This window comes from Gracilimonas sediminicola, assembly GCF_024320785.1.
Lineage (GTDB): Bacteria > Bacteroidota > Rhodothermia > Balneolales > Balneolaceae > Gracilimonas > Gracilimonas sediminicola.
Genome location: NZ_JANDBC010000002.1, coordinates 463824 through 485318 on the forward strand (window position 1 = coordinate 463824; position 21495 = coordinate 485318).

A 21495-nucleotide genomic window follows, 5' to 3' on the forward strand; every position below is an offset into this window, starting at 1 on the left:
CGGGAAGTAAATGGCGAATCATTCGACTTCACACCCCACGCATGTGCAGCATCACTTTGTTGACTCCGATCAGCAATTTGACACCGCAAAAATGGGTATGTGGGTGTTCTTGGTAAACGAAATCCTATTCTTTGGCGGATTATTCTGTGCTTATATTATATATAGAGCATGGTATCCTGAACTTTTCACCGAAGCAGCCCTTGAGCTGAATACCTTTTGGGGAGCCGTAAACACGGTGGTTCTGATCGGTAGTAGTTTGACGGTAGCGATGGCTATACGTTCCGTACAGAAAGACCAGATCAAAGGGCTTAAAATCAATCTCTTGATTACAATCGCTCTGGCTGTAGTGTTTATGGTGATTAAAGCTTTCGAGTATGCCCACAAATTTGAACTGGGAATCTTTCCGGGCGAATATTACACCTACGAAGGACTTGAACATGCTCAGGCAGCTATCTTCTTCAGCATCTATTACATGCTGACCGGCGTTCACGCCCTTCACGTAATCATCGGAATCGGGCTCATTTACTGGATTTACCTGCGTGCTAAGAAAGGAGAATTCAGCAGTGAATATTATACTCCTGTTGAGATCACCGGCCTGTACTGGCATTTGGTTGACCTCATCTGGATCTTCCTGTTTCCACTCCTCTATCTCATTGAATGACAGAGATTGATATTATCACCACCTAAGAACTTAGAATACAGATATTATGAGCGCACATAATCACGAACATCACGTTTCTTCAGCAGGCCAGCTTTGGGCCGTTGGTACCGCATTGCTGATTTTGACTATCATTACCGTAGTACTGGCGAAATTTGTTGCCATTCCACCTCCCTTCGATGTAGTTACCGCCATGGCTGTTGCATTGGTAAAGGCATTTTTGGTAGCCGCATTTTTCATGAATCTGTATTGGGATGTTAAGTTCAACGCCATGCTGCTTATCATGGCCGTTTGTTTCTTTATACTGATGGTAGGCATTACTTTGCTGGACACCATGTACAGAAACGATGTGGTTCCTTCTTTTTAGATAACGGAACAGATTAAGAATTCTGAAGCCCCGTGCTAATCGCTCGGGGCTTTTTTTATGTTGTTTTTTTCCTGGCGTAGAGACACAAGATTTTGTGTCTCTACGCCAGGAACGTCACCAAATCCATTTAACCTTGTAAATAAAGGTAGCCCATTCTGAATACTCTTCGCTGATTGTTATATTCGGATTCAACCAAAAACATTGTACATGAGCTTATCAAGAACCACCTTTGGATCCTTTGAATTATATACCATCGAAACGGGAGACTTCCGCTTAGACGGCGGTGCTATGTTTGGCGTAGTTCCCAAAACGTTATGGTCGCGAGGGTTGCCGGCGGATGAGAAAAACCGCATCCCCATGACCATGCGCTGCCTGCTTATAAAATCCAAAAACACCGGTAAGCTTTACCTTATTGACAACGGTGCCGGAACCAAGTTCAATGATAAAATGGAAGATATTTACCAGCTCGATTACAGCGTCAAGAACCTGGAGAACTCTTTTGAGCATCACGGGTTTTCTTTTGAGGATGTAACCGACATCATTTTTACACACCTACATTTTGATCATTGCGGAGGCAGCAGCTTTTATAATGACGATGAAGAGCTGGAGTTAACCTTCCCGAATGCACAATATCATGTAGTGAAGAAGCACTGGGAAAATGCAACGAACCCCAATGCACGGGAAAAAGCCAGCTTTCTGCATGAAAACATCCAACCGCTTAAAGAATCCGGTAAGTTGAATCTGGTAGAAGAAAATCACGAATATGAAGCCGACCTTTCCGCCATTAATGTTGACGGGCATACCATTGGTCAACAGTTGCCGAAAATTGAATCTACTGAAGGGTCGATTGTTTTCGTAGCGGATTTATTGCCTACCCATGTCCACGTTCCCCTTCCCTGGGTAATGGGGTATGATATGTATCCGGTTCAAACGCTCAGTGAAAAAGATGCGTTTTTAAAACAGGCCGCGGAAAACAATTGGAACTTGTATTTAGAGCATGATGCCCATCAGGAAATCATCCGCATTGAGCACAATGACGGACGGTTCTCAGTAGCTGAAACCCTGACGCTGAATGACTTCTGACTGCAATAAATAGTCTTACAAGAAGTTTTTATCACACACTTCTCTTTCTTATAGTAGCACATGGCAAATACCGGCAAGCAAACATCCAGTCAAAAAGTTGAAACCCTCCTCAGGGAGGCTTATCAGTCTGTACAGTCTAAACAAAGGCTGAGTTTACTGCTACGATCTGCTTTGATTGTACTTGCCGGCTTTACCGCTTTTATTATCACCGAACATGTGTTTTACCTCTCCGTTGCTTCCAAATCGGTAGTACTTGGCGTGTTAATTTCAGCCGCAGCTTTTTCTTTATGGAAAGGCTTAAGCAGCTCAAATCCAGCCAGTTTCAGGGAGTTTTACCGCGAATTTAGCCGGGAAAGCAACTTACCGGAACTTAAGGACACCCTCGATTTAGAAAAATCATCGTCAGGAAACCGAGCGCTGGTAGATGCCGCTATTCTTCAAAACCTGGGTAAAATTGAAACTCAACGGCTTCAGAATACTTTAACCGAATACACAAAGAGTTCTGACAGTCATAAAAGTTATTCGCGGTTATTCACACTTTCTATCGCCACGCTGGCAGTACTTGGAATCACTGCCTTTAATTTCAATGCTGCAACTCAGCGATCTTTTACGTTTTGGGAATCCTACTCCAAGCCCAATCCTTTTCTATATACCGTTTCCCCGGGTGATGTGACCGTTGAACAGGGAAGTCCGTTTCAGGTAGAGGTTCAATTCACCGGTGATCTAATTCCGAGAGACGTAAGTTTGCGTATAAAAACATCGGTTGAGGAAGAGTTCAGAACGCGGGCTATGGAGGCCTCCGGCACCTACTTCCGGTCAATTCCTCAGGATTTGAACAACAAGATGCAGTACTACGTGGAGATGGATGGCTACCAAAGTGAGCTGTTTACCGCCGATGTGCAATTGCGTCCACGTTTCAGTGAACTACAGGCCACTGTTATACCGCCGAAATACACCGAGCTTGATTCATCCATTATTTCCTATCCTATTTCTCAGCTCAGGGCGTATGAAGGTTCAACCGTTAAGCTGTCCGGTTCGCTTAATAAAATGGCATCTTACTTGCAGATGTACACATCTACCGAGCTCTTGGATTTATTTGTGGAACAAGACAGTACCTTTAGCTATGAAATTGAGGTATCTCGTCCCGACACCCTTCGCTTTCACATTGAAGATGAAAGCGGACTTACCAATCAGAATCCATTTCAAATCATTGTAGTACCACAGGCTGATGAATATCCCCTGGTGGAATTGCTGGAACCGGAAGAATCCATTCAACAAGTAAACCCCACTGAGCTGGAACTTTTATATCGGGCAACCGACGACTTTGGTTTGACTTCAGCCAACCTCAATTATGAACTCAGGCGAGCTTATGTGGAAGAGCCTGTCACCGGCTCCCTCCCTCTGAAAAAGCCACAAGAAGGTGCTCTTCAACCCTATGTTTGGGACCTTCAACCCTTTGAATTAAAACCGCAGGATGAACTTACCTTCTGGATTTCTGCAAGTGATAATGACCGGTACAACGGCTTTAAATCTTCGAATTCCCAAAAGCTGAAGCTGACCGTCCCCTCTATGGTAGATTACTTTGAAGACGTGGATAAAAAGGAAGACGATGTGGAATCCGAACTCGAAGATATCTCAAAGTCTTTTGAGGAAACCCAGCGTCAGTACGAGGAATTCAAAGAAAGAATGAAAGACAATCCAGAGAATACCGGCTACGAGGAAAAGCGGGAACTGGAGCAGGTTCAGAAACAGCAGGAGGAAGTTCAAAAGAAAATTGATGAACTGAATAAGAAGTTTGAAGAGCTCAAAGAGGAGATGAGCAGGGACAATATGCTTTCAGAGGAAACTCAGAAAGCCTACGACGAGCTCCAAAAACTGATGGAGGAGATTGATGATCCTGCCTTTCGTGAAGCCATGGAGAAACTGCAGGAACAACTGGGACAAATGAACCCGGAGCAGCTTCGGCAAGCGATGGAAAATCTCGAGTTTAATGAGGAATTATATCGGGAACGACTGGAACGGACCGTCGAACTTTTCAAGCAACTGAAGCTCAATTCCGATCTTGATAAGCTGGCGAAGTCCTTCGAAGACATGGCCCGGAAAGAAGAAGAACGAGCTCAGAAAGAGGAAACAGACCCGGGTATATCAGCCCAAAACCGAGAGCAGCAACTGGAGCAATCCTTAAAAGAAAATGAGAAGCTTAAAAACCAGGTGGATTCTCTTTCTAACAACACCTCTGCCAAGAATGAAAAAGCTGTTAGTGAATTTCAGGAAGAAACCCGGCAGGAACTGGAACAACTAAGTGATGATTTAAAGGAAGAAATTGAGTCCGGGGACCAATCAGGAGAACAAGGAGAACAAGGAGAACAAGGAGAACAGAATACGGATCAAAATTCTCAAAGCCAGCAGGACAATCAGAATCAACAGAACAACCGGCAACAGAAATATGAGCAGTTGGCCAAGAATACCCGAAGCATGATGCAGAACATGGGCCAGCAGCAGATGAACATTAACATTGCCGGTTTGCAGTACGTCTTATATTCTCTGCTGAATTTATCCCTTGAACAGGAAGATTTAACCACCCTTGCTTCAGCCACTGAAAACCGAAGTCAGGCCTATGTGAGCTATGCCCGCAACCAGCGAAATGTGGAGGAGATATTTAAATCCGTCTCTGATTCCCTGTTTCAACTTTCAGCTGAAATACCCCAGTTCTCCAATCAAATTAACCGCAAAAAACTGGAGGTTGAGAAACGACTGCAGCGATCTCTGGAGCAAATGTCGGAGCGAAACCGAAGTCAGTCGTCGGTAGCTTCCCGCCAGGCTTTGGGAGGTATAAATGATATTTCTTTTATGATTGCAAACCTGCTTGAGCAGCTTCAGAACTCCCAAAGCGGTGGTGGCGGAGGTGGAATGAGTATGCAGCAAATGATGGAGCAGCTCCAGCAATCCGGACAAATGCAGCAGCAGCTAAACCAACAGCTTCAGGATATCATTAACGACATGCAGGGAGAGCGGCTCAATCAAAACCAGATGGAGCGATTGAACCAGATTGCCAAGCAACAAAACCGAATTCGCAAACAACTCCAGGAGCTGCAACAGCAAGGCGAGATGGACGGAGATCGCATTGGCAGCGAGCTTGAACGTATGATTGAAGACATGGAGGATACCATCAACGATCTACGAGGCGGTTCCGCAGATCCTACCATGGTGGAGAGGCAGCAAAATATTTTATCACGCATGTTGCAGGCCGAGCAAGCTATGCAGGAACGGGGCGAGGAAGAAAAACGGGAAGGCAATCTGGCACAGGAGTTTGAACAATCCCGTCCTCCTGAAATGACGCTTGAGGAGCTTCAAAAAGAAATCAGAAATCGTCTGAACGACCCGAACTTCACCAAATACTCCCCGGACTATCAACGACTGATTGAAAACTATTTCGAGCTGCTAAAAAGCCTTCAGGAACAGCAAGAAAGTATCAACTGAATGCTGCCCTTCATTTGAACCATGATTTACAAGATTAACCGGTTTTCCTTGATTACCCTATTAATCCTACCAATCCTTAAATCTCAAAAATCATGGTTCAAAACCCGAATCCCATTCCGCTATTCTCTGCAAAACCCAGTAAAAATCTTACTAAGGAGTCCTTTCCCCTTACCAAGGGGAAAGATAGAAAGGGGTCTGCTTGTCATGGCATAACCTTTTGATTCAACCACCATGCATTAGAACCATGATTTACAAGATTAACCGGATTTTCCTTGATTACCCCTATTCAATCCTAAGAATCCTTAAATCCCAAAAATCATGGTTCAAAGCACGAATCCCTTTCTTCTAAACTCAGCTAAACCCAGCAAAATTTTACTAAAGCGTCCTTTCCCCTTACCAAGGGGAAAGACAGATAGGGGTCTGCTTGCCAAGGCTACCAAGTTTAAGCTTCAAGCAGAAACCAGACTCTTATTATAAGCTATAATCTCTTCATAAGTTTCCAGGACGCCTTCGGTTGTTTCTTTGGTGACGTAGTCAACAGCGTCCTTTACAAACGACTTGGCGTTTAATGGAGCAAATGATTTTCCAACAATTTCCAAGCCCGGCATATCTCCGCTGCTATCACCGATGTAGGCGACTTCATTCAGGTCAATTTCAAGAAGTTCACAGAGTAAGCGAATACCCACGCCTTTGTTGGCTTTTTTCAGAATGATGTTAACCGAAATATCGGTAGCGTGAACTTCAAACATTGGGTATCGCTCAGGCACATAATTCAGCACTTCCTGATGCATGAGGGCGACCTTTGAAGGGTCAGGATTCACCAACCCCACGTCTGTGTACTTGGCAAATTCCGGATAGGTGCCTTTGTAATTCTTGACCAACGTACCGTTTATCCAGTCCTGGATTTCTGCAACGGCTGCTTTGGCTTCATCATTAAAATGAGGGTTCCATGTAATTTCATTAGTGTTGAAATCATACATTCCCCCTCCGCTTTCAAAAACCATAGGGATGTTCACGTCCAGCCACTGGGCAACGCATTCTACATAAGGGAACGGACGACCGGAGCAGATGGTCAGAGCCGGAATTTCCTCCACTTCTCTGCTACGCTGATTTAGTTCTTTAATCTTAGTTACCGCCTCCCAGTTTGGACTTACAAAGGGATGAGAAATACAGCCGTCTAAATCGGTGATGAATAGCTTAATCATGAAATAAAATAGATAAGTGTGAGTAAGATTAAATTAAGGGTACATAAGAATTACCGGCCAAAGTCATCTTCAAGCCGGACGATATCGTCTTCATCCGAGGGATTTTCTGCATCCACATGCTGCCATATTTCTGCGATAATCCCCCATTTGTCAAGGCCAACTAATCGGTGGCGTTCGCCCTTTTCAAGGGTTATCAGGTCTCCTGACTTATATTCAAGCACTTCTCCCTGTTCATCCGACTTACTTCGAACTATACCTACAGGGCCTTCAACTACCTGCCACATTTCAGCCCGGCGATGATGATACTGCCAGGAAAGTCTTTTACCAGGTTCCACCAAAAGAATCTTGGGGCTTAGTTTGCCGGAGATATTCACATCACTCATCTCAACGTCATCATCAAAATAGGTATCGATAAATTTTTGAGCCTGATCCTCATCAATAACAAAAAAACCACCCCAGGGACGATTCAAGTCATGAGCTTTTATCTCAAACCCCTGTTCTTCCAATTTCTTTTTCGTCTTGTTGAATAGCTGTTCTTTCTTTGTTGAACTCATTTTAAAACTATCATTTATCATTTGAAGAAGAATAAGAGGGAACCAGCACATAGATGCATAAAAATAAAAGTGCCAATGCTCCCATCCACTGGTACTGGTTTTTGTAATCGGCGTACTCCTGACTGGCAAATTCCCCCTTCTCCAATTCATCCATCCGTGCAAGAAAGGAGTCAATACCATCATTCCCCCGCTCTATGGAGTAATACTCTCCGTGTCCGGCGTTTGCGATACTTCTGAGTATTTGAGGCTGAAGCTCGGTGGTGACCACCCTCCCATCATTATCCCTTTTATATCCAATTAACTCCCCGGTTCCTTCCTCGTAAAGAGGAATGGTGGTTCCGTCTGTGGTTCCAACACCCAGAGTATATACCGAAATATCTTCCTGAACCAATGCGTTCAAAGCCTCATCATACGACTGGCCATGATCTTCCCCATCCGAAATGATAAGCAGCACCTTAGCCGCTTCCGTCGCATTTTCTTCCAGAGCATTAAACGCTTGCAGTGCCGTTTCCATAGCTGATTTGAAATCGGTAGCTGAACTCGGCATTTGTTCAGTATCGGCAATATCCAGGAAAAGACGAAGAGCAGAATAGTCCAGCGTCATCGGGCTTTGAAGATAAGCTTCACCGGTAAAAACAATCAGCCCGACACGGTCACCACGAAGTCGTTCAATCAGCCGGTTGATTTCAAATTTGGCTTTTTCCAGTCGGCTCGGGCGGACGTCCTCCGCATTCATACTGGCTGAAAGATCCAGAGCCACCAGCATATCTATTCCCTGGCGTTTTACTTCCCGAACTTCGGTTCCGATTTTAGGTCCGGCCAGTGCTGCGATCAAAAAGAACATTCCTGCCAGCATGGAGATATTTTTCAGCCGGTTTCCCAAAGGCCAAAATCCTTTTCGGAGTGTAGAAAATAATTCACTGCTGAAATACTGTTTCTTCCAGTTGCGCACCCTTCGGGATTGCCACCACATCAATGCAATGAGGGCAGGAATCAATACAAGAAGCCATAAAAATAAAGGTTGTTCCCAGATCATAGATTCAAACTTTTAGGCTCCTAAGATAGAGATTTCAAAGCGTTTGTTGCAGTAATAAAATTATAAAAAGTTGAGGGCCTGTAAGGCTGCTCTTCTTTGAACCTTGATTTACATGATTAACTGGATTTCCTTGATAACCCCAATCAATCCTGCCCATCCTTAAATCCAAAAATCATGGTTCATACACGAATCGCATTCTTTTATACTTAGCAAAATCTTACTAAGGCGTCCTTTCCCCTTACCAAGGGGAAAGACAGATAGGGGTCTGTATGTAGTGGCACTGGCACCTAATCCTACCATCACATTTTTGAACCATGATTTACATGATTAACCGGATTTCCTTGATTACCCCAAGCAATCCTGCCAACCCTTAAATCCAAAAAATCAAGTTTCAAAACACGAATCCCATTATTCTATACTCAGCTATAACCAGCGAAATCTTACAATAGCGTCCTTCCCCTTCTTAAAAGGGGAAAGACAGATAGGGGTCTGCTTGCCAAGGCTACCTTTACTTTTTCACCGCACCACTCACAACCTCAACCACCTTCTCAATCTCTTCCTCTTTTAGTTCCGGAAAAATGGGGATTGAAATGGCTTGTTTGGTGGCACAATGAGAAACCGGGCAATCTTTCGGCTGATATCCCAGGTAAGCAAAACACTCCTGCTCGTGAAGGGAAACCGGATAATATACCGAGTGACCAATATTATGTTCTGATAAAGCCTTTGCTATTTGATCTCTATTACTGGATCGAATAGTGTACTGATGGTAAATATGCCGGCCATTGTTCTCTTTTGAACCGGTTGTTTCTATCGGGGTGATGATTTTATTCGGGTTGAGTGAACACCCGCTGCCCCCCATTTCCACACAACTTTTCGAGCAATCTCCCAATTCACCGGAAACACCTGCCTCTTCAAAAAGCCGGTTATATCGATGAGCAATTTCTCTTCTTCGTTCCGACCATTCATCCAGATATTTGAGTTTTACGGAAAGAACGGCGGCCTGTATTGTATCCAACCGACTGTTGATGCCCACTAAACTATGGTGATACTTCGGTTTGGCTCCATGAAGTCGAAGGATATCCAGTTTTTCAGCAAGCTTCTCGTTTTTCACAGTGACAAGTCCCGCATCTCCAAAAGCCCCCAGATTTTTACTGGGGAAAAAACTAAAACATCCGAAATCACCCACACTTCCTGCCCGCCTACCTTTATATTCAGCTCCGATAGCCTGGGCGGCATCTTCAATTACCGTAAGATTATATTCTTCGGCGATATTCATGATCGGATCCATATCCGCCATTTGTCCGTACAGGTGTACCGGGATAATGGCCTTAATCTTTTCCCGATCCGGATTCAGTTTTTTAAAGACCGGATGCTCTCCTTCCATAAAGCGCCGTACCTGCTTCGGGTCCAGGTTATACGAATCCTTCTCGATATCCAGAAAAACCGGGATACCTCCAATCCTTGAAATAGCACCGGCCGTGGCAAAAAAAGTAAACGGCGAGGTTAACACATAATCGCCGGGCTGCAAGTCGATGGCCATAAGGGCCAGCAGCAAGGCATCTGAACCTGAAGCACAACCATACGCATGATTAGCCTTACAGTATGCCCCTACTTCATCCTCAAATTCTTTGACTTCATCCCCCATGATGAAATATTGGCTTTCCAGCACCTCATCGATAGCCGTTTTAATCTCCCCTTTAATAGAGTCATATTGCCGATTTAAATCAAGTAAAGGTATAGACATGACGTATTATCCCTGAGCCGCTTTATAAATTTGTTCAATGATACTTACTACTTTCATTCCTTCAAAGGCATTGGCCGTGGCTTCGCTTTTGCCGTTCAGCGTTTCCACCACGTTTTCAATCACATAATGATGGTTGGCTGCACTTCCTTTAAAGGGTCCGTAGTCGTTAGGTGGATTAGTTTTGGCCAGCTCCGGCATTTCATAATCTTCAATATGGCAATATTCCACCTCATTCATATACTGACCTCCAACTTTGAAGCTTCCCTTTGTACCAATTACGGTGATACTGCTTTCCATATTTTTATCCCAGCAGGAAGTGGAATAATTGATGCTACCCATCCCTCCCTTCACAAACTCAAACTGGGCAAAACCGGAATCATCAAAGTCTTTCAGGTTAGGATGAGTGAAGTTTTTAATAATCGATTTTGGCTGTTTAATATCCCCGAATACCCAATACATCAAATCCACAAAATGACTGAACTGTGTAAATAAAGCTCCGCCGTCCAGATCTTTAGTTCCGCGCCAGCTGTTGTCTCCGTAATACCGTTCATCCCGGTTCCAATAGCAGTTCACCTGAACCATCAGCACATCGCCAATCCTTTTTTCTTCAATCACTTTCTTCATCCATGCTGAGGGCGGGCTATATCGGTTCTGCTTAACTACAAACACTCTTTTTCCTGAAGCCTCTTGAGCTCCTATCACATCCAGGCAACCCTCCTTAGATAAACCCATCGGTTTTTCAATTACCACATGATAGCCGGCATTCAAGAGCTTCACCGCATATTCAGTATGAAAACCATTGGGTGTACAAATACAGACCACATCACTTTCACCGCTATCTTCTCTCAGAAAAGAGGAAACTGAATCATGTTGTACAGCCTCAATCCCAAGCTCTGAAGCTCCCTCCATTTGCTTGGCAACTGTATCTGTAATCGAAATTAACCGGCTATGTTCATATTCATGAATTATTTTGGCATGACGTTTACCAATTCTGCCGAATCCAATAACTGAAAAGCTTATTTCTTTCATAAAATCATTTTGGAATTAATGCATTCGAAGGTAACGAAATTGTTGAATTCAAACCATCTGAGAAACTATACTATCAAAGCTATTATTCTGTACTTGATGATTTATTTCTTACCTGCCCGAGTACTTTTATTGGAGTCCTTTCCCCTTATCAAGGGGAAAGACAGATAGGGGTCTGTATGTATTGGCACGGTCACCTAATTCAACCATCAAATTTTGAACCATGATTTGCAGGATTATCGGATTTCCTTGATTACCTCAATCAATCCTAAGAATCCTTAAATCCCGAAAACCAAGGTTCAATACACGAATCCCTTTCCTCTAAACTCAGCTTAAACCGGTAAATTCTTACTAATGCGTCCTTTCCCCTTACCAAGGGGAAAGACAGATAGGGTCTGTATGTATCGGCACAGTCACCTAATTCTACCATCACATTTTGAACCATGATTTGCACGATTATCGGATTTCCTTGATTACCCTAAACAATCCTAAGAATCCTTAAATCCCGAAAATCAAGGTTCAAAGTGAATCACGCCACCGGAAGACATTGCTTGAACTACATGACACTCATTAAGGCGTCCTTTCCCCTTACCAAGGGGAAAGACAGAAAGGGGTCTGCCCGCTAAGGCTCAAACTCTAATTCCCAACAATATCTTCTTCCTGATTCAGCACCCCGCTTTATTATATAGTCATTGATTTTGTTCTTTTTAATGTTACTCTTTCATCCAAAAAACCTTATCATTAAGGCTCTTAAACATTCCCCATTTAAAGGACATTATCTTACATGTTAAAGCGTATTATTACACTCCTGTTTGTAGCTTTAATAACTATATCAGCACAGGCACAAAACTTCGGCATTGATTTTGAAAACATCAGAGTTGACGACTTAAGCAATCAGCAGGTCATGCAGCTCTACGAACGTATGCAGGAACGAGGACTTACGATTTCAGAAGTTGAGTCTTTGGCACTTGCACGTGGAATGAATCCTTCTGAGGTGAGCAAACTCCGGTCAAAGATTAACAGTGTTCGATCTTCTATGAGCGGATTGAATCAAGAGTCGGAAGCTTCCAATCAAGGGCGACTAAGATCCGGAAACTCATCTAAAAACTTAACAAATCGTTCGCAGGGGCTGAGGCCTGACACTCTCGATGTACTCTTAGATTCCACCGAAAGAGATACTTCTGACGTATTTGGATCGGATATCTTTTCCAGCCAAAGCATCACTTTTGAACCTTCATTGAATATCCCCACCCCAAAAAATTATACGCTGGGACCCGGAGATGAACTTTTTATTGATATTTGGGGTGCTTCTGAAACCACCTATCAGCTGGTAATAAGTCCTGAAGGCTCCATTCAGATAAGCAATGTAGGGCCAATCGTAGTCAGTGGCCTCACCGTTGAAGAAGCCAAAGAACGACTGGTGAGTAAACTGGCTACTATTTATTCCGGCCTGAAAGGTCCTGATAAAACCACCTACATGCAGGTGACCCTGGGGGATATCCGAAGTATAAAAGTCAGTATAGTCGGAGAAGTTAAAGCTCCCGGCACCTATACACTCAGTTCTCTTTCTTCTGTATTTAACGCCCTTTATGCGGCGGGTGGACCTAATAAAGACGGAAGTTATCGCTCCATTAAAGTACTGCGTGATGGCAACGTCTACCAGAACGTTGATTTGTACAAGTTTTTGGTATCCGGTGACCTTTCGGACAACATCATTCTCAAAGATCAGGACATCATTAAGGTGAACCCTTATGTAAACCGCATTACAGTAAAAGGTGAAACCAAAAATGTCGGACTTTTTGAAACTCTTGAGGGAGAAACATTCAATGACCTACTGGAATATGCCGGAGGATTCAATCAGTTTGCCTACAAGAAAAGAGTGAAGCTGGAGCGTAAAACCGACACGGAAAAACGAATTGTGGACATCGCCTATCCGGAGAATGGAAATACCGTACTTCGATCCGGAGACATCGTAACGGTTGGAAGAATTCTGGACCGATTTGAAAATAAAGTAACGATTAAAGGACCTGTTTTCCGTCCCGGAGAGTACCAGCTGGAAGAAAATCCTACTCTGAGCAAGCTCATTGAAAATGCGGAAGGTCTGATGGGGGATGCCTTTATGGAGCGCGCAGTGATTTACCGTACTCAAAAAGATTACAGCATTGAAGCTATCCCGGTGAACCTGAACCATCTAATGAATGATACTTCGTCGTCAGAAATAACTCTGGTTAAAGATGATGTAGTACAGATTTCATCCATATTTGATTTAAGAGAACTGAGAACGGTTAAAATCAGTGGCTCTGTCCTTAACCCGGATACGTATAAATATGTTGAGAACAGTTCTCTGAAGGATCTGATTTACCAGGCAAACGGGTTCAAAGAAGAAGCCGCTCCCTATAATATTGAGATTGCCCGCCGTATTCCAGACACCGGATCTGGTGAAATGACCAACCAGATCGCCGAAATCATTACGGTTAACATTGAAAACGGACTGGCTTACGATGAAAAACTGGATGAAGTAGAATTGCAGCCCTTTGATCAGGTTTTTGTCCGAAAATCACCTTCCTATGAAGTTCAGCAAACGGTTCAGATAACCGGTGAGGTTCTGTATCCGGGAGAATACACCATCAGCAGCCGGAATTTCAGGCTTAGCGACCTGATTGAAAAAAGCGGTGGGCCAACCGGTTTTGCTTATGTCGAAGGAGCTTCGTTAACAAGGAATTACGGCAGTGGCACGGAAGACTTATCCATTAACTTGGAAGATTCCGTTACTACTCAACAGGTTGAATCCCTCTCTCAGGTGGGTATCCAACTTCAGGAAGCCCTCAATAATCCGAATTCGGAATATGACCTGTTGCTCCAGCCAGGCGATGTAATTGAAATACCTAAGCGTTTACAAACGGTACAAATTCGGGGCGAGGTACTGTACCCTATAAATGCCCGCTATGAAGATCGTCGTTCTTTCAGAAGTTATATCAGTGCTGCCGGTGGCTTCACCGAACAGGCGAATACAAAGAAAGCATATATCGTTTATGCCAACGGAGAAGTAGATCGCACTAAGAAATTCCTGTTCTTTAAGTCATACCCAAAAGTTAAGCCGGGATCGGTACTTATCATTCCTCCTAAGGAGCAGCGAGAGCGTCTTTCTCCACAAGAGCGTATTGCCATATTCTCAACCATCGTTTCCATGGCGGCTATTGTTACCAATACCATTTTCCAGATTCGACGGAATTGATTAATAAGTCATCGCGGGCGTAGCCCTCGATCTTAAATTATTAATACAAACTAATTCATATTAGCGAAGGGCTGAACCCCTTCGCTTGTTTACTGGAAGATAACCAAGTCTTTTAAACACCCGTCATCCCGTACCTGACTGCAATATTTTTTTGTCCCGCACATTGATGTGGGATCTTGTTGCTTGAAAGGACCATAACATTTATGTATATCCCAATCCTTCTTAAGGAGTGACTTACTTACGTGGCCTACTTCTCCTCTTAGCATTTGAACCCTGATTTGTGAGATTAATAGATTTCCTTGATTACTCCTACTCTACCCTGCCAATCCGTTAATCATAAAAACCATGGTTCAAAGTAATGCACTTTCCACATCAACTTCCCAGAAACAACCAATGAATCTTACCAAGGCGTCCTTTGCCCTTCACAAAAGGGGAAAGACAGAAAGGGGTCTGTATGTGATGGCAACGATATTGTAAACTAACTCGATTTATGAAGATTCTTCACTCCGCTTACGCTTCGTTCAGAATGACAGGTGTGGTTAAGAACACTCTTATGCTGCTATCGCAGCAATGCCTTTCAGGCATGTTTGTTAACCTTACCCATATAAACAACTTCAACATTGAATGTTGAATGTTCACTATTCAATGTTCTATACCCCCTAATCTGTCCCAAACAAGTCTCGGGTGTAAACCTTTTCTTTCACGTCCCGGATCTCATCCACCATCCGGTTGGCCACAATCACTTCGGAAATTCTCTTGAATTCATCCAAATCTCTGATCACCCGTGAGTGATAAAACTCATCTTCTTCCAGGTAGGGCTCGTAAACAACCACTTCAATTCCCTTCGCTTTGATTCTCTTCATAATCCCCTGAACCGCACTTTGCCTGAAATTATCCGAGCCTTGCTTCATGACCAAGCGGTACACCCCCACAATTTTAGGATCATTCTTCCAGATTTGGCGGGCTACGAAGTCCTTACGGGTTGAATTGGCATCCACAATAGCGCGAACCAGGTTATTAGGCACATCCTCAAAGTTAGCCAGCAACTGTTTGGTATCCTTAGGCAGGCAATATCCTCCATATCCGAAAGAAGGATTGTTATAATGGTCTCCAATTCGTGGATCCAGTCCAACCCCCTCTATGACCTGGGCTGTACTCAGATCATGCGTCTCACAATAGGAATCCAGCTCATTAAAATAAGCCACACGCATGGCCAGGTAAGTATTGGAGAAAAGTTTAATGGCCTCAGCTTCGGTATTGTCGGTAAAGAGAACCGGAATTTCATCGTTATCTTTGGCCGCTCCTTCAATCAGTAAGTAAGCAAACACCCTTGCTCGTTCCGACTGCTCTCCAACCACAACGCGTGATGGATATAAATTATCGTGAAGGGCTTTGCCTTCCCTCAAAAATTCAGGTGAAAACAGAATATTATCTGTTCCGAATATCTTCTTGACCTCCATAACAAATCCCACCGGAATTGTTGATTTGATTACCATAACGGCATCCGGGTTTATCTGCAATACATCCTTTATTACTGCCTCTACCGACTTAGTATTAAACTCATTGGTCTCCGGGTCATAGTCCGTTGGAGTTGCAATAATGATATACTCCGCACCCTTGTAAGCTTCTTTGGGATTCAAGGTTGCCGTTAAGCTTAAATCATCTCTCTCAGAAAAGAACCGTTCAATATCTTTATCTGCTATTGGAGATTTACGTTTATTAATAAGTTCTACCTTTTCCTCATCGACATCTAAGGCAACCACTTCATGATTTTGTGATAACAACACTGCAAGTGAAAGGCCAACATAACCGGTACCGGCAACAGCAATCTTCATGTTCAATATTTTTCTGATTTATGATAAGGCCACAAATATAGAAGTTTTATGACTTTCAAACTTATACTAAACTTGGTATTGTCTGTGGCACATAAAAACACTTGAGGTGAAATTGTTAATCTATGAAAGCTGAAAAGTACCTGATTAAGGCCGTTCTGATTGCAGCATATATGCTTTTTCATATATACCTTCTCCGGCCGGTACGTACAGCAGTTTTTCAATATCAGGTTGATGAAAAACTGGTTGAGTCGGTTCAAGAAAGTCAATACCTATCCTTTCAAAAGCTGGATACCCGCCTGGCTGTTTTTGAATATTCAGAAGGGAATTCCGAGAAGTTGTTCTTTTACAAAGTCCCCTTTGGTTCTTTCTTTTTCCTGGGGATGATCGGACTTATTTTGATTGGAGCAGACAAAAAGTTTTTCATTGTTTTGATGTCTGCTCATAGTGTTATCCTGATCTCTGCCTCATTTGTTCTTATGATAGATATAGATCAAAACCTCATTGCTCTCCATATCCTGGATTTTCTCTCAACCTACCTTGCTCCTTTATCTGCTCTTGGTGTTATCCCGCTTTCGCTGTTTTATAAAAAAAATAATTATTCATCCTACGTTCAGAACTCATTAGCGAAGGGCTGAACCCCTTCGCTTGTTTACTGGAAAACTGACTTCCATTTTTCAACAATCACCCCATCACCCCGGCATCACGTACCTGCCTACCGGCAGGCACGCGTAGCGGAGATACGGGATCTCCATAATCGACATCAATCCCCAATCAAGGAGATCGCGGTTCTGGGACCGCGATGACATAAAATAGAGCTGTCATCCCCCTGCGTATGCCGGTATCTGCTTCTCAAAAAGGATGAGTACGTTAATGCCCATCCCAATTCGATTCCTCGATCTCACTTTCCGATAATCGGGACACTTTCGCAAGGAGACTTACTTAAGTGGCCTACTTCTCCTCTTAGCATCTGAACCATGATTTGTGGGAATAATGGATTTCATTGATTACTCCTACTCTATCCTGCCAATCCGTTAATCATAAAAGTCATGGTTCAAAGTAATGCACTTTCCATATCAACTTCCCAGTAACAACCAATGAATCTTACCAAGGCGTCCTTTCCCCTTCACCAAAGGGGAAAGACAGAAAGGGGTCTGTATGTGATGGCAAGGCCGTTTTTCGTCAACTCGATTCTGGAAGAATGACAAGGATGGTTAATAACATTCTTATGCTGCTATCGCAGCAATGCCTTCATGCATAAGAGTCATTCTGAGGGTACTCCCGAAGAATCTTAACAAGCTTAAACAAACGCACTGTTTATTGGTCATCGTGAAGATCCTTCTACCGAGCATTCGGGGTCAGGACGACTCATTGGCGTTGATTGGATCAGTTGCCATATGAGGGAGATTGCCGCGTCGTTACACATCCCAAGCCAATATTCTGCATCGCAGGCTCCTCGCAAAGACAGCCTTTTTATAGAATAATAGAAAAGGCAACCAAGCCTATTTAAAGCTTAGAACCACTAACACCTCACCCCTAAAACCTAACACCTCGCTAAGCTTTAAAAATATGTTTCTCGTCCTTAGGCTTCACTCCCTTCATGGCATTCCGTGTATCAATGATACAATCATTCCATTCGGAAAGTTCTGAGTAATCTATACCAGAGTGATTGGTAGAAATGATCACAGCATCAAACTCAGAAACGATTTCCTTGTTCCATTCTATGGATTGATGTCCGGTCCATTCGGCATGTTCGCGCGTGGGTAGTACTTCAGGAATAAACGGATCATAATAAGATACTTCAGCCCCCACCTTTTTTAGTAAGTCAAAAATCTTGAAGGTAGGTGATTCCCGCATGTCATCTACATCAGGTTTGTAGGCCAGACCAATGACCAGCACCTTACTTCCGTTCATTGCTTTTTTATGAGCATTCAACGCCAGCATGGTGCGGTCGATTACATACTGGGGCATAGTTGTATTAACCTCACCGGCAAGCTCAATAAACCGTGTGTGCTTTTCAAACTCACGGGCCTTCCAGGTCAGGTAAAAAGGATCGATGGGGATACAGTGGCCGCCTAATCCCGGTCCGGGAGTAAATTTCATAAACCCAAAAGGTTTGGTTCCTGCTGCGTCCAACACTTCATGAACATCTATGCCCATAGACTCATAAACTACCTTAAGCTCATTTACCAAGGCAATATTAACCGACCGAAATATATTCTCAGTTAGTTTTGTTGCCTCAGCAGTCTTACAATCAGTTACCGGCACTGTTTGAACAATAGCCGTATCATACATAGCCGTAGCTAGTTGCAGGGCTTCTTCCCCATGGCCACCTACTACTTTCGGAATTTTAGCCGTATTAAAATTCGGGTTGCCCGGATCTTCTCGCTCAGGGCTATAAGCCACGTAAAAATCCTCTCCCGCTTTAAGCCCTGAGTTTTTTTCCAGAATAGGAATCATCAATTCCTCGGTAGTGCCCGGCCAGGTAGTGGATTCCAAAATCACCAGCTGTCCCTTTTTCAGGTACTTGGATACGGTATCCGTAGTCTGTTCCACATAACTCATATCCGGTTCCCGATGATGATCAAGTGGTGTTGGTACACATAAAAGAACAGCATCCGCTTCATCAAGATGGGAGAAATCGGTCGTAGCCTCACAGCGATCGGATTTAGATAGCATTTCCATCATCTCTGACCCAAGGTGTTTGATGTAGGGAATTCCATTTTTCAGTTTATCTACCTTCTGCTGGTCTATGTCATACCCAATTACCGGGAGACCCGCCTGATGAAAGGTCCACATTAAAGGTAACCCTACATACCCCAAACCAATGATTCCAACTCTGTATTCTTTGTCTTCAATTTTTTGAAGCAAGTTGCTTAAGCCCATTTTAGTAATTTCTTTTACTGACTTTAATTTTAAGACAAATAATGTACAGAGATTTCAATTCTTTAAGAAGCTGAATTAGTAAAGTATATTATTCCTTACCCACCTTCGCGAAGGGCTAAACCCCTTCGCTTGTGTACCAGATAACAGCTTTCCCCATCCAAAAAAAGTCATTCTGAGTGGAAGCGAAGAACCTATGCCATGAGATGATTACCAAAAGGTTTTTGGCTAAGATCTTCCCCAGAGTATTCAGGTTCAGGATGACCCGGTGGCGTTGATTGGATTAGTTACCATATAAGGGAGATTGCTTCGTCGTTATTCATCCCAAGTCTGCATTCGGCAACACGGACTCCTCACAAAGACGGGCTTTTATTGGAGTAGAAAAGGATTTTAACGGATATTTAAAGCTTAGAACAACTAAAACCTTTCCCCTAAAACCTAACACCTAACACCTCTTCTAAGCTAACATATCCTCAGCTTCTTCCATCTTTTTATTAACCCCGTTCTTAAAACCGGAATAGGTAGGTACGAAGTTGTAAATAGCTTCTTTGATAAGTTCTTTTTTCCCGGTTTCAGCAACTTTCTTAAGCTCATTTAGACGTTGTTCAAGATTGTCTAACACACCATGCTTTCGGGCCATAAAGATCTTCTCGTGGCGAGTCATATCCGTGCCTTCTTCAGCGGTAAGTAGTTCTTCATATAATTTTTCTCCGGGACGAATGCCAGTATGCTCAATCTTAACATCCAAATCAGGTTCAAAGCCACTCAGTTTGATGAGGTCGCGGGCCATTTGCTCGATATTAACCGGATCGCCCATATCCAATACATAGACTGCCCCATTATTATTAAGAGCACCAGCTTGTAATACTAGCTGTGAAGCTTCGGGGATGGTCATGAAGTAACGCACCATGTCGGGGTGAGTCACGGTCACAGGACCGCCTTTACGAATCTGATCTTTGAAAATTGGAATCACACTGCCCCGGCTACCAAGTACATTACCAAAACGTACAGAAACAAAAATCTCACCGTTGTTAGCCTGACTCGAACCCCATTCCACAATATGTTCTGCAATACGCTTGCTGGCCCCCATGACTGAAGTCGGGTTCACTGCTTTATCAGTGGAAATGTTTACAAAGTGAGACACATGATGTTCAACGGAAAGGTTAACAAGGTTTCGTGTTCCCATCACATTATTGAAAATAGCCTGAGATGGGTTTTCTTCCATTAAAGGTACATGTTTATGTGCAGCGGCATGAAATACTACTTCCGGTTGCTCATTTTCGAAAATCTTATCAAGAGTCGTAAGGTCACGGACATCACAAATACGGATACAGTAATCCAGTTCTGGTATTTCATTATCAATTTCTCGTACCAGTTGGTGAATACTATTTTCCCCTCTTCCCAGCAGAATTACATGCTTGGGATTGAATCTTGAAATCTGTCTTACAATTTCGGAACCTATAGAACCTCCCGCCCCTGTAACCAGGACACGCTTGCCTTCTATGTAAGATCGAATTTCCTGTGTTTCAAGCTGAATGGGTTTACGGCGAAGTAAATCCTCCACATCTACATTTCGAATCTGACTGATTGAAACTTTTCCACTTAATAAATCATATAATGGAGGAATAATTCTATAACTGGCATTAGTTTGACGTGATTTCTCTACAACTCTTCGAATAACTTCACCCGATTCTGATGGCATGGCTATGATAATTTCATCAATGTTCAACCTGCGAACAATATTCGGAATATCAAACACAGTTCCTTTAACCGGGATCCCCAGTAACTTTTGATTCCGCTTTGAAAGGTCATCGTCCACAAAAGCCACCGGCTGCATTTGGGCATCCTTATTTTTGAGCATTTCTTTTGCAACCATCATTCCACTTTCACCAGCACCGGCTATTAATATGCGGCGAGTTTCACCGTTATTTTTAATACGTGGTATTCTATACTTGATAAAAAAGCGGGTACCAGCTCGAAGAGAAGTAAGGGCAAGAATAGATAAAAAGAACTCAATAATGGGAATGGATAACGGAACATTGACAACAGAATTCCCCAGCAACACAATCATAGTATAGGGAACCGTCAAAATAGAAACCATTGCCACAATATGGAAAACATCATTGAAGCCGGTATTTCTCCAGGACTGTCTATAGCTGCCCATGTAGTAAATGAGTGCGGCTTTAACTATAAAAAGAATGCCTGTGGCTTGAAAAGCTGTTGTAAGATATCCTCCTAAATCTCCATCCAGTCGCAATAAAAATGCCAGAAGTGTGATTCCGGTCCATGTAGCTACATCTGCAACCCCTTTAAAAAAGCTTTTGTGCTCGAATAATTTATTTTTCATCATCCATAATTGTATTCTACTCTTTTACCCTCGAGAGACACAATA

14 protein-coding genes are annotated in these 21495 nt (G+C 43.2%); 6 read left to right on the forward strand and 8 right to left on the reverse strand.

The window, feature by feature from the left end; all coding sequences use genetic code 11:
• Window positions 1-10 precede the first annotated feature (10 nt).
• From NM125_RS11870 to NM125_RS11885, 4 genes are all read left to right on the forward strand, one after another.
• Entirely contained in the window at window positions 11-661 is a 651-nt protein-coding gene (locus NM125_RS11870) for a cytochrome c oxidase subunit 3 family protein (RefSeq protein ID WP_255135150.1), read from the forward strand.
• A 46-nt stretch (window positions 662-707) separates the two neighbouring features.
• Complete coding sequence (locus NM125_RS11875) at window positions 708-1025, forward strand: cytochrome C oxidase subunit IV family protein (RefSeq protein WP_255135152.1); 318 nt, start codon at window positions 708-710, stop codon at window positions 1023-1025.
• Between the two features lie 207 nt (window positions 1026-1232).
• A complete protein-coding gene (locus NM125_RS11880) occupies window positions 1233-2108 on the forward strand; it encodes an MBL fold metallo-hydrolase (RefSeq protein WP_255135153.1) in 876 nt (291 codons plus the stop codon).
• A 60-nt stretch (window positions 2109-2168) separates the two neighbouring features.
• On the forward strand, window positions 2169-5588 hold the full coding sequence (locus tag NM125_RS11885; RefSeq protein WP_255135154.1) for a coiled-coil domain-containing protein: 3420 nt from the start codon (window positions 2169-2171) through the stop codon (window positions 5586-5588).
• Window positions 5589-6037: 449 nt separating this feature from the next.
• Here NM125_RS11885 and NM125_RS11890 read toward each other — a convergent pair whose 3' ends face one another.
• The 5 genes from NM125_RS11890 to NM125_RS11910 form a co-directional block, all read right to left on the reverse strand.
• Window positions 6038-6793, reverse strand: a complete 756-nt coding sequence (locus NM125_RS11890) for an HAD hydrolase family protein (protein WP_255135155.1) — start codon at window positions 6791-6793, stop codon at window positions 6038-6040.
• A gap of 50 nt (window positions 6794-6843) precedes the next feature.
• Window positions 6844-7347: a cupin domain-containing protein gene (locus NM125_RS11895; protein ID WP_255135156.1), complete on the reverse strand. Its 504-nt coding sequence runs from the start codon at window positions 7345-7347 to the stop codon at window positions 6844-6846.
• Between the two features lie 10 nt (window positions 7348-7357).
• Complete coding sequence (locus NM125_RS11900; RefSeq protein ID WP_255135157.1) at window positions 7358-8383, reverse strand: vWA domain-containing protein; 1026 nt, start codon at window positions 8381-8383, stop codon at window positions 7358-7360.
• Window positions 8384-8891: 508 nt separating this feature from the next.
• Window positions 8892-10127 carry a DegT/DnrJ/EryC1/StrS family aminotransferase gene (locus NM125_RS11905; protein ID WP_255135158.1) on the reverse strand — a complete coding sequence of 412 codons (1236 nt, stop codon included), beginning with the start codon at window positions 10125-10127 and terminating at the stop codon, window positions 8892-8894.
• A 6-nt stretch (window positions 10128-10133) separates the two neighbouring features.
• Complete coding sequence (locus tag NM125_RS11910; protein WP_255135159.1) at window positions 10134-11156, reverse strand: Gfo/Idh/MocA family protein; 1023 nt, start codon at window positions 11154-11156, stop codon at window positions 10134-10136.
• A 781-nt stretch (window positions 11157-11937) separates the two neighbouring features.
• Between NM125_RS11910 and NM125_RS11915 the strand changes: the two genes are divergently transcribed.
• Window positions 11938-14388, forward strand: a complete 2451-nt coding sequence (locus NM125_RS11915) for an SLBB domain-containing protein (RefSeq protein ID WP_255135160.1) — start codon at window positions 11938-11940, stop codon at window positions 14386-14388.
• Between the two features lie 659 nt (window positions 14389-15047).
• On the opposite strand, the gene NM125_RS11920 is transcribed toward NM125_RS11915, so the two are convergent.
• Window positions 15048-16223, reverse strand: coding sequence for a nucleotide sugar dehydrogenase (locus tag NM125_RS11920; RefSeq protein WP_255135161.1), 1176 nt, complete (start codon window positions 16221-16223; stop codon window positions 15048-15050).
• Between the two features lie 122 nt (window positions 16224-16345).
• Here NM125_RS11920 and NM125_RS11925 point away from each other — a divergent pair, with 122 nt between their 5' ends.
• Window positions 16346-16858 carry a hypothetical protein gene (locus NM125_RS11925; protein ID WP_255135162.1) on the forward strand — a complete coding sequence of 171 codons (513 nt, stop codon included), beginning with the start codon at window positions 16346-16348 and terminating at the stop codon, window positions 16856-16858.
• 916 nt (window positions 16859-17774) lie between these two features.
• On the opposite strand, the gene NM125_RS11930 is transcribed toward NM125_RS11925, so the two are convergent.
• Both NM125_RS11930 and NM125_RS11935 read right to left on the reverse strand, forming a co-directional pair.
• Window positions 17775-19106 carry a nucleotide sugar dehydrogenase gene (locus tag NM125_RS11930; RefSeq protein ID WP_255135163.1) on the reverse strand — a complete coding sequence of 444 codons (1332 nt, stop codon included), beginning with the start codon at window positions 19104-19106 and terminating at the stop codon, window positions 17775-17777.
• A 454-nt stretch (window positions 19107-19560) separates the two neighbouring features.
• Entirely contained in the window at window positions 19561-21453 is a 1893-nt protein-coding gene (locus tag NM125_RS11935; protein ID WP_255135164.1) for a polysaccharide biosynthesis protein, read from the reverse strand.
• Window positions 21454-21495 lie beyond the last annotated feature (42 nt).

What these genes read in the sequence shown, in the direction of transcription:
- NM125_RS11895 (WP_255135156.1), bottom strand. Translation starts at nt 7,347, where the DNA reads ATGAGTTCAACAAAGAAAGAACAGCTATTCAACAAGACGAAAAAGAAA.
- NM125_RS11890 (WP_255135155.1), bottom strand. Translation starts at nt 6,793, where the DNA reads ATGATTAAGCTATTCATCACCGATTTAGACGGCTGTATTTCTCATCCC.
- NM125_RS11885 (WP_255135154.1), top strand. Translation starts at nt 2,169, where the DNA reads ATGGCAAATACCGGCAAGCAAACATCCAGTCAAAAAGTTGAAACCCTC.
- NM125_RS11930 (WP_255135163.1), bottom strand. Translation starts at nt 19,106, where the DNA reads ATGGGCTTAAGCAACTTGCTTCAAAAAATTGAAGACAAAGAATACAGA.
- NM125_RS11875 (WP_255135152.1), top strand. Translation starts at nt 708, where the DNA reads ATGAGCGCACATAATCACGAACATCACGTTTCTTCAGCAGGCCAGCTT.
- NM125_RS11915 (WP_255135160.1), top strand. Translation starts at nt 11,938, where the DNA reads ATGTTAAAGCGTATTATTACACTCCTGTTTGTAGCTTTAATAACTATA.
- NM125_RS11935 (WP_255135164.1), bottom strand. Translation starts at nt 21,453, where the DNA reads ATGATGAAAAATAAATTATTCGAGCACAAAAGCTTTTTTAAAGGGGTT.
- NM125_RS11920 (WP_255135161.1), bottom strand. Translation starts at nt 16,223, where the DNA reads ATGAAGATTGCTGTTGCCGGTACCGGTTATGTTGGCCTTTCACTTGCA.
- NM125_RS11900 (WP_255135157.1), bottom strand. Translation starts at nt 8,383, where the DNA reads ATGATCTGGGAACAACCTTTATTTTTATGGCTTCTTGTATTGATTCCT.
- NM125_RS11910 (WP_255135159.1), bottom strand. Translation starts at nt 11,156, where the DNA reads ATGAAAGAAATAAGCTTTTCAGTTATTGGATTCGGCAGAATTGGTAAA.
- NM125_RS11925 (WP_255135162.1), top strand. Translation starts at nt 16,346, where the DNA reads ATGAAAGCTGAAAAGTACCTGATTAAGGCCGTTCTGATTGCAGCATAT.
- NM125_RS11880 (WP_255135153.1), top strand. Translation starts at nt 1,233, where the DNA reads ATGAGCTTATCAAGAACCACCTTTGGATCCTTTGAATTATATACCATC.
- NM125_RS11870 (WP_255135150.1), top strand. Translation starts at nt 11, where the DNA reads ATGGCGAATCATTCGACTTCACACCCCACGCATGTGCAGCATCACTTT.
- NM125_RS11905 (WP_255135158.1), bottom strand. Translation starts at nt 10,127, where the DNA reads ATGTCTATACCTTTACTTGATTTAAATCGGCAATATGACTCTATTAAA.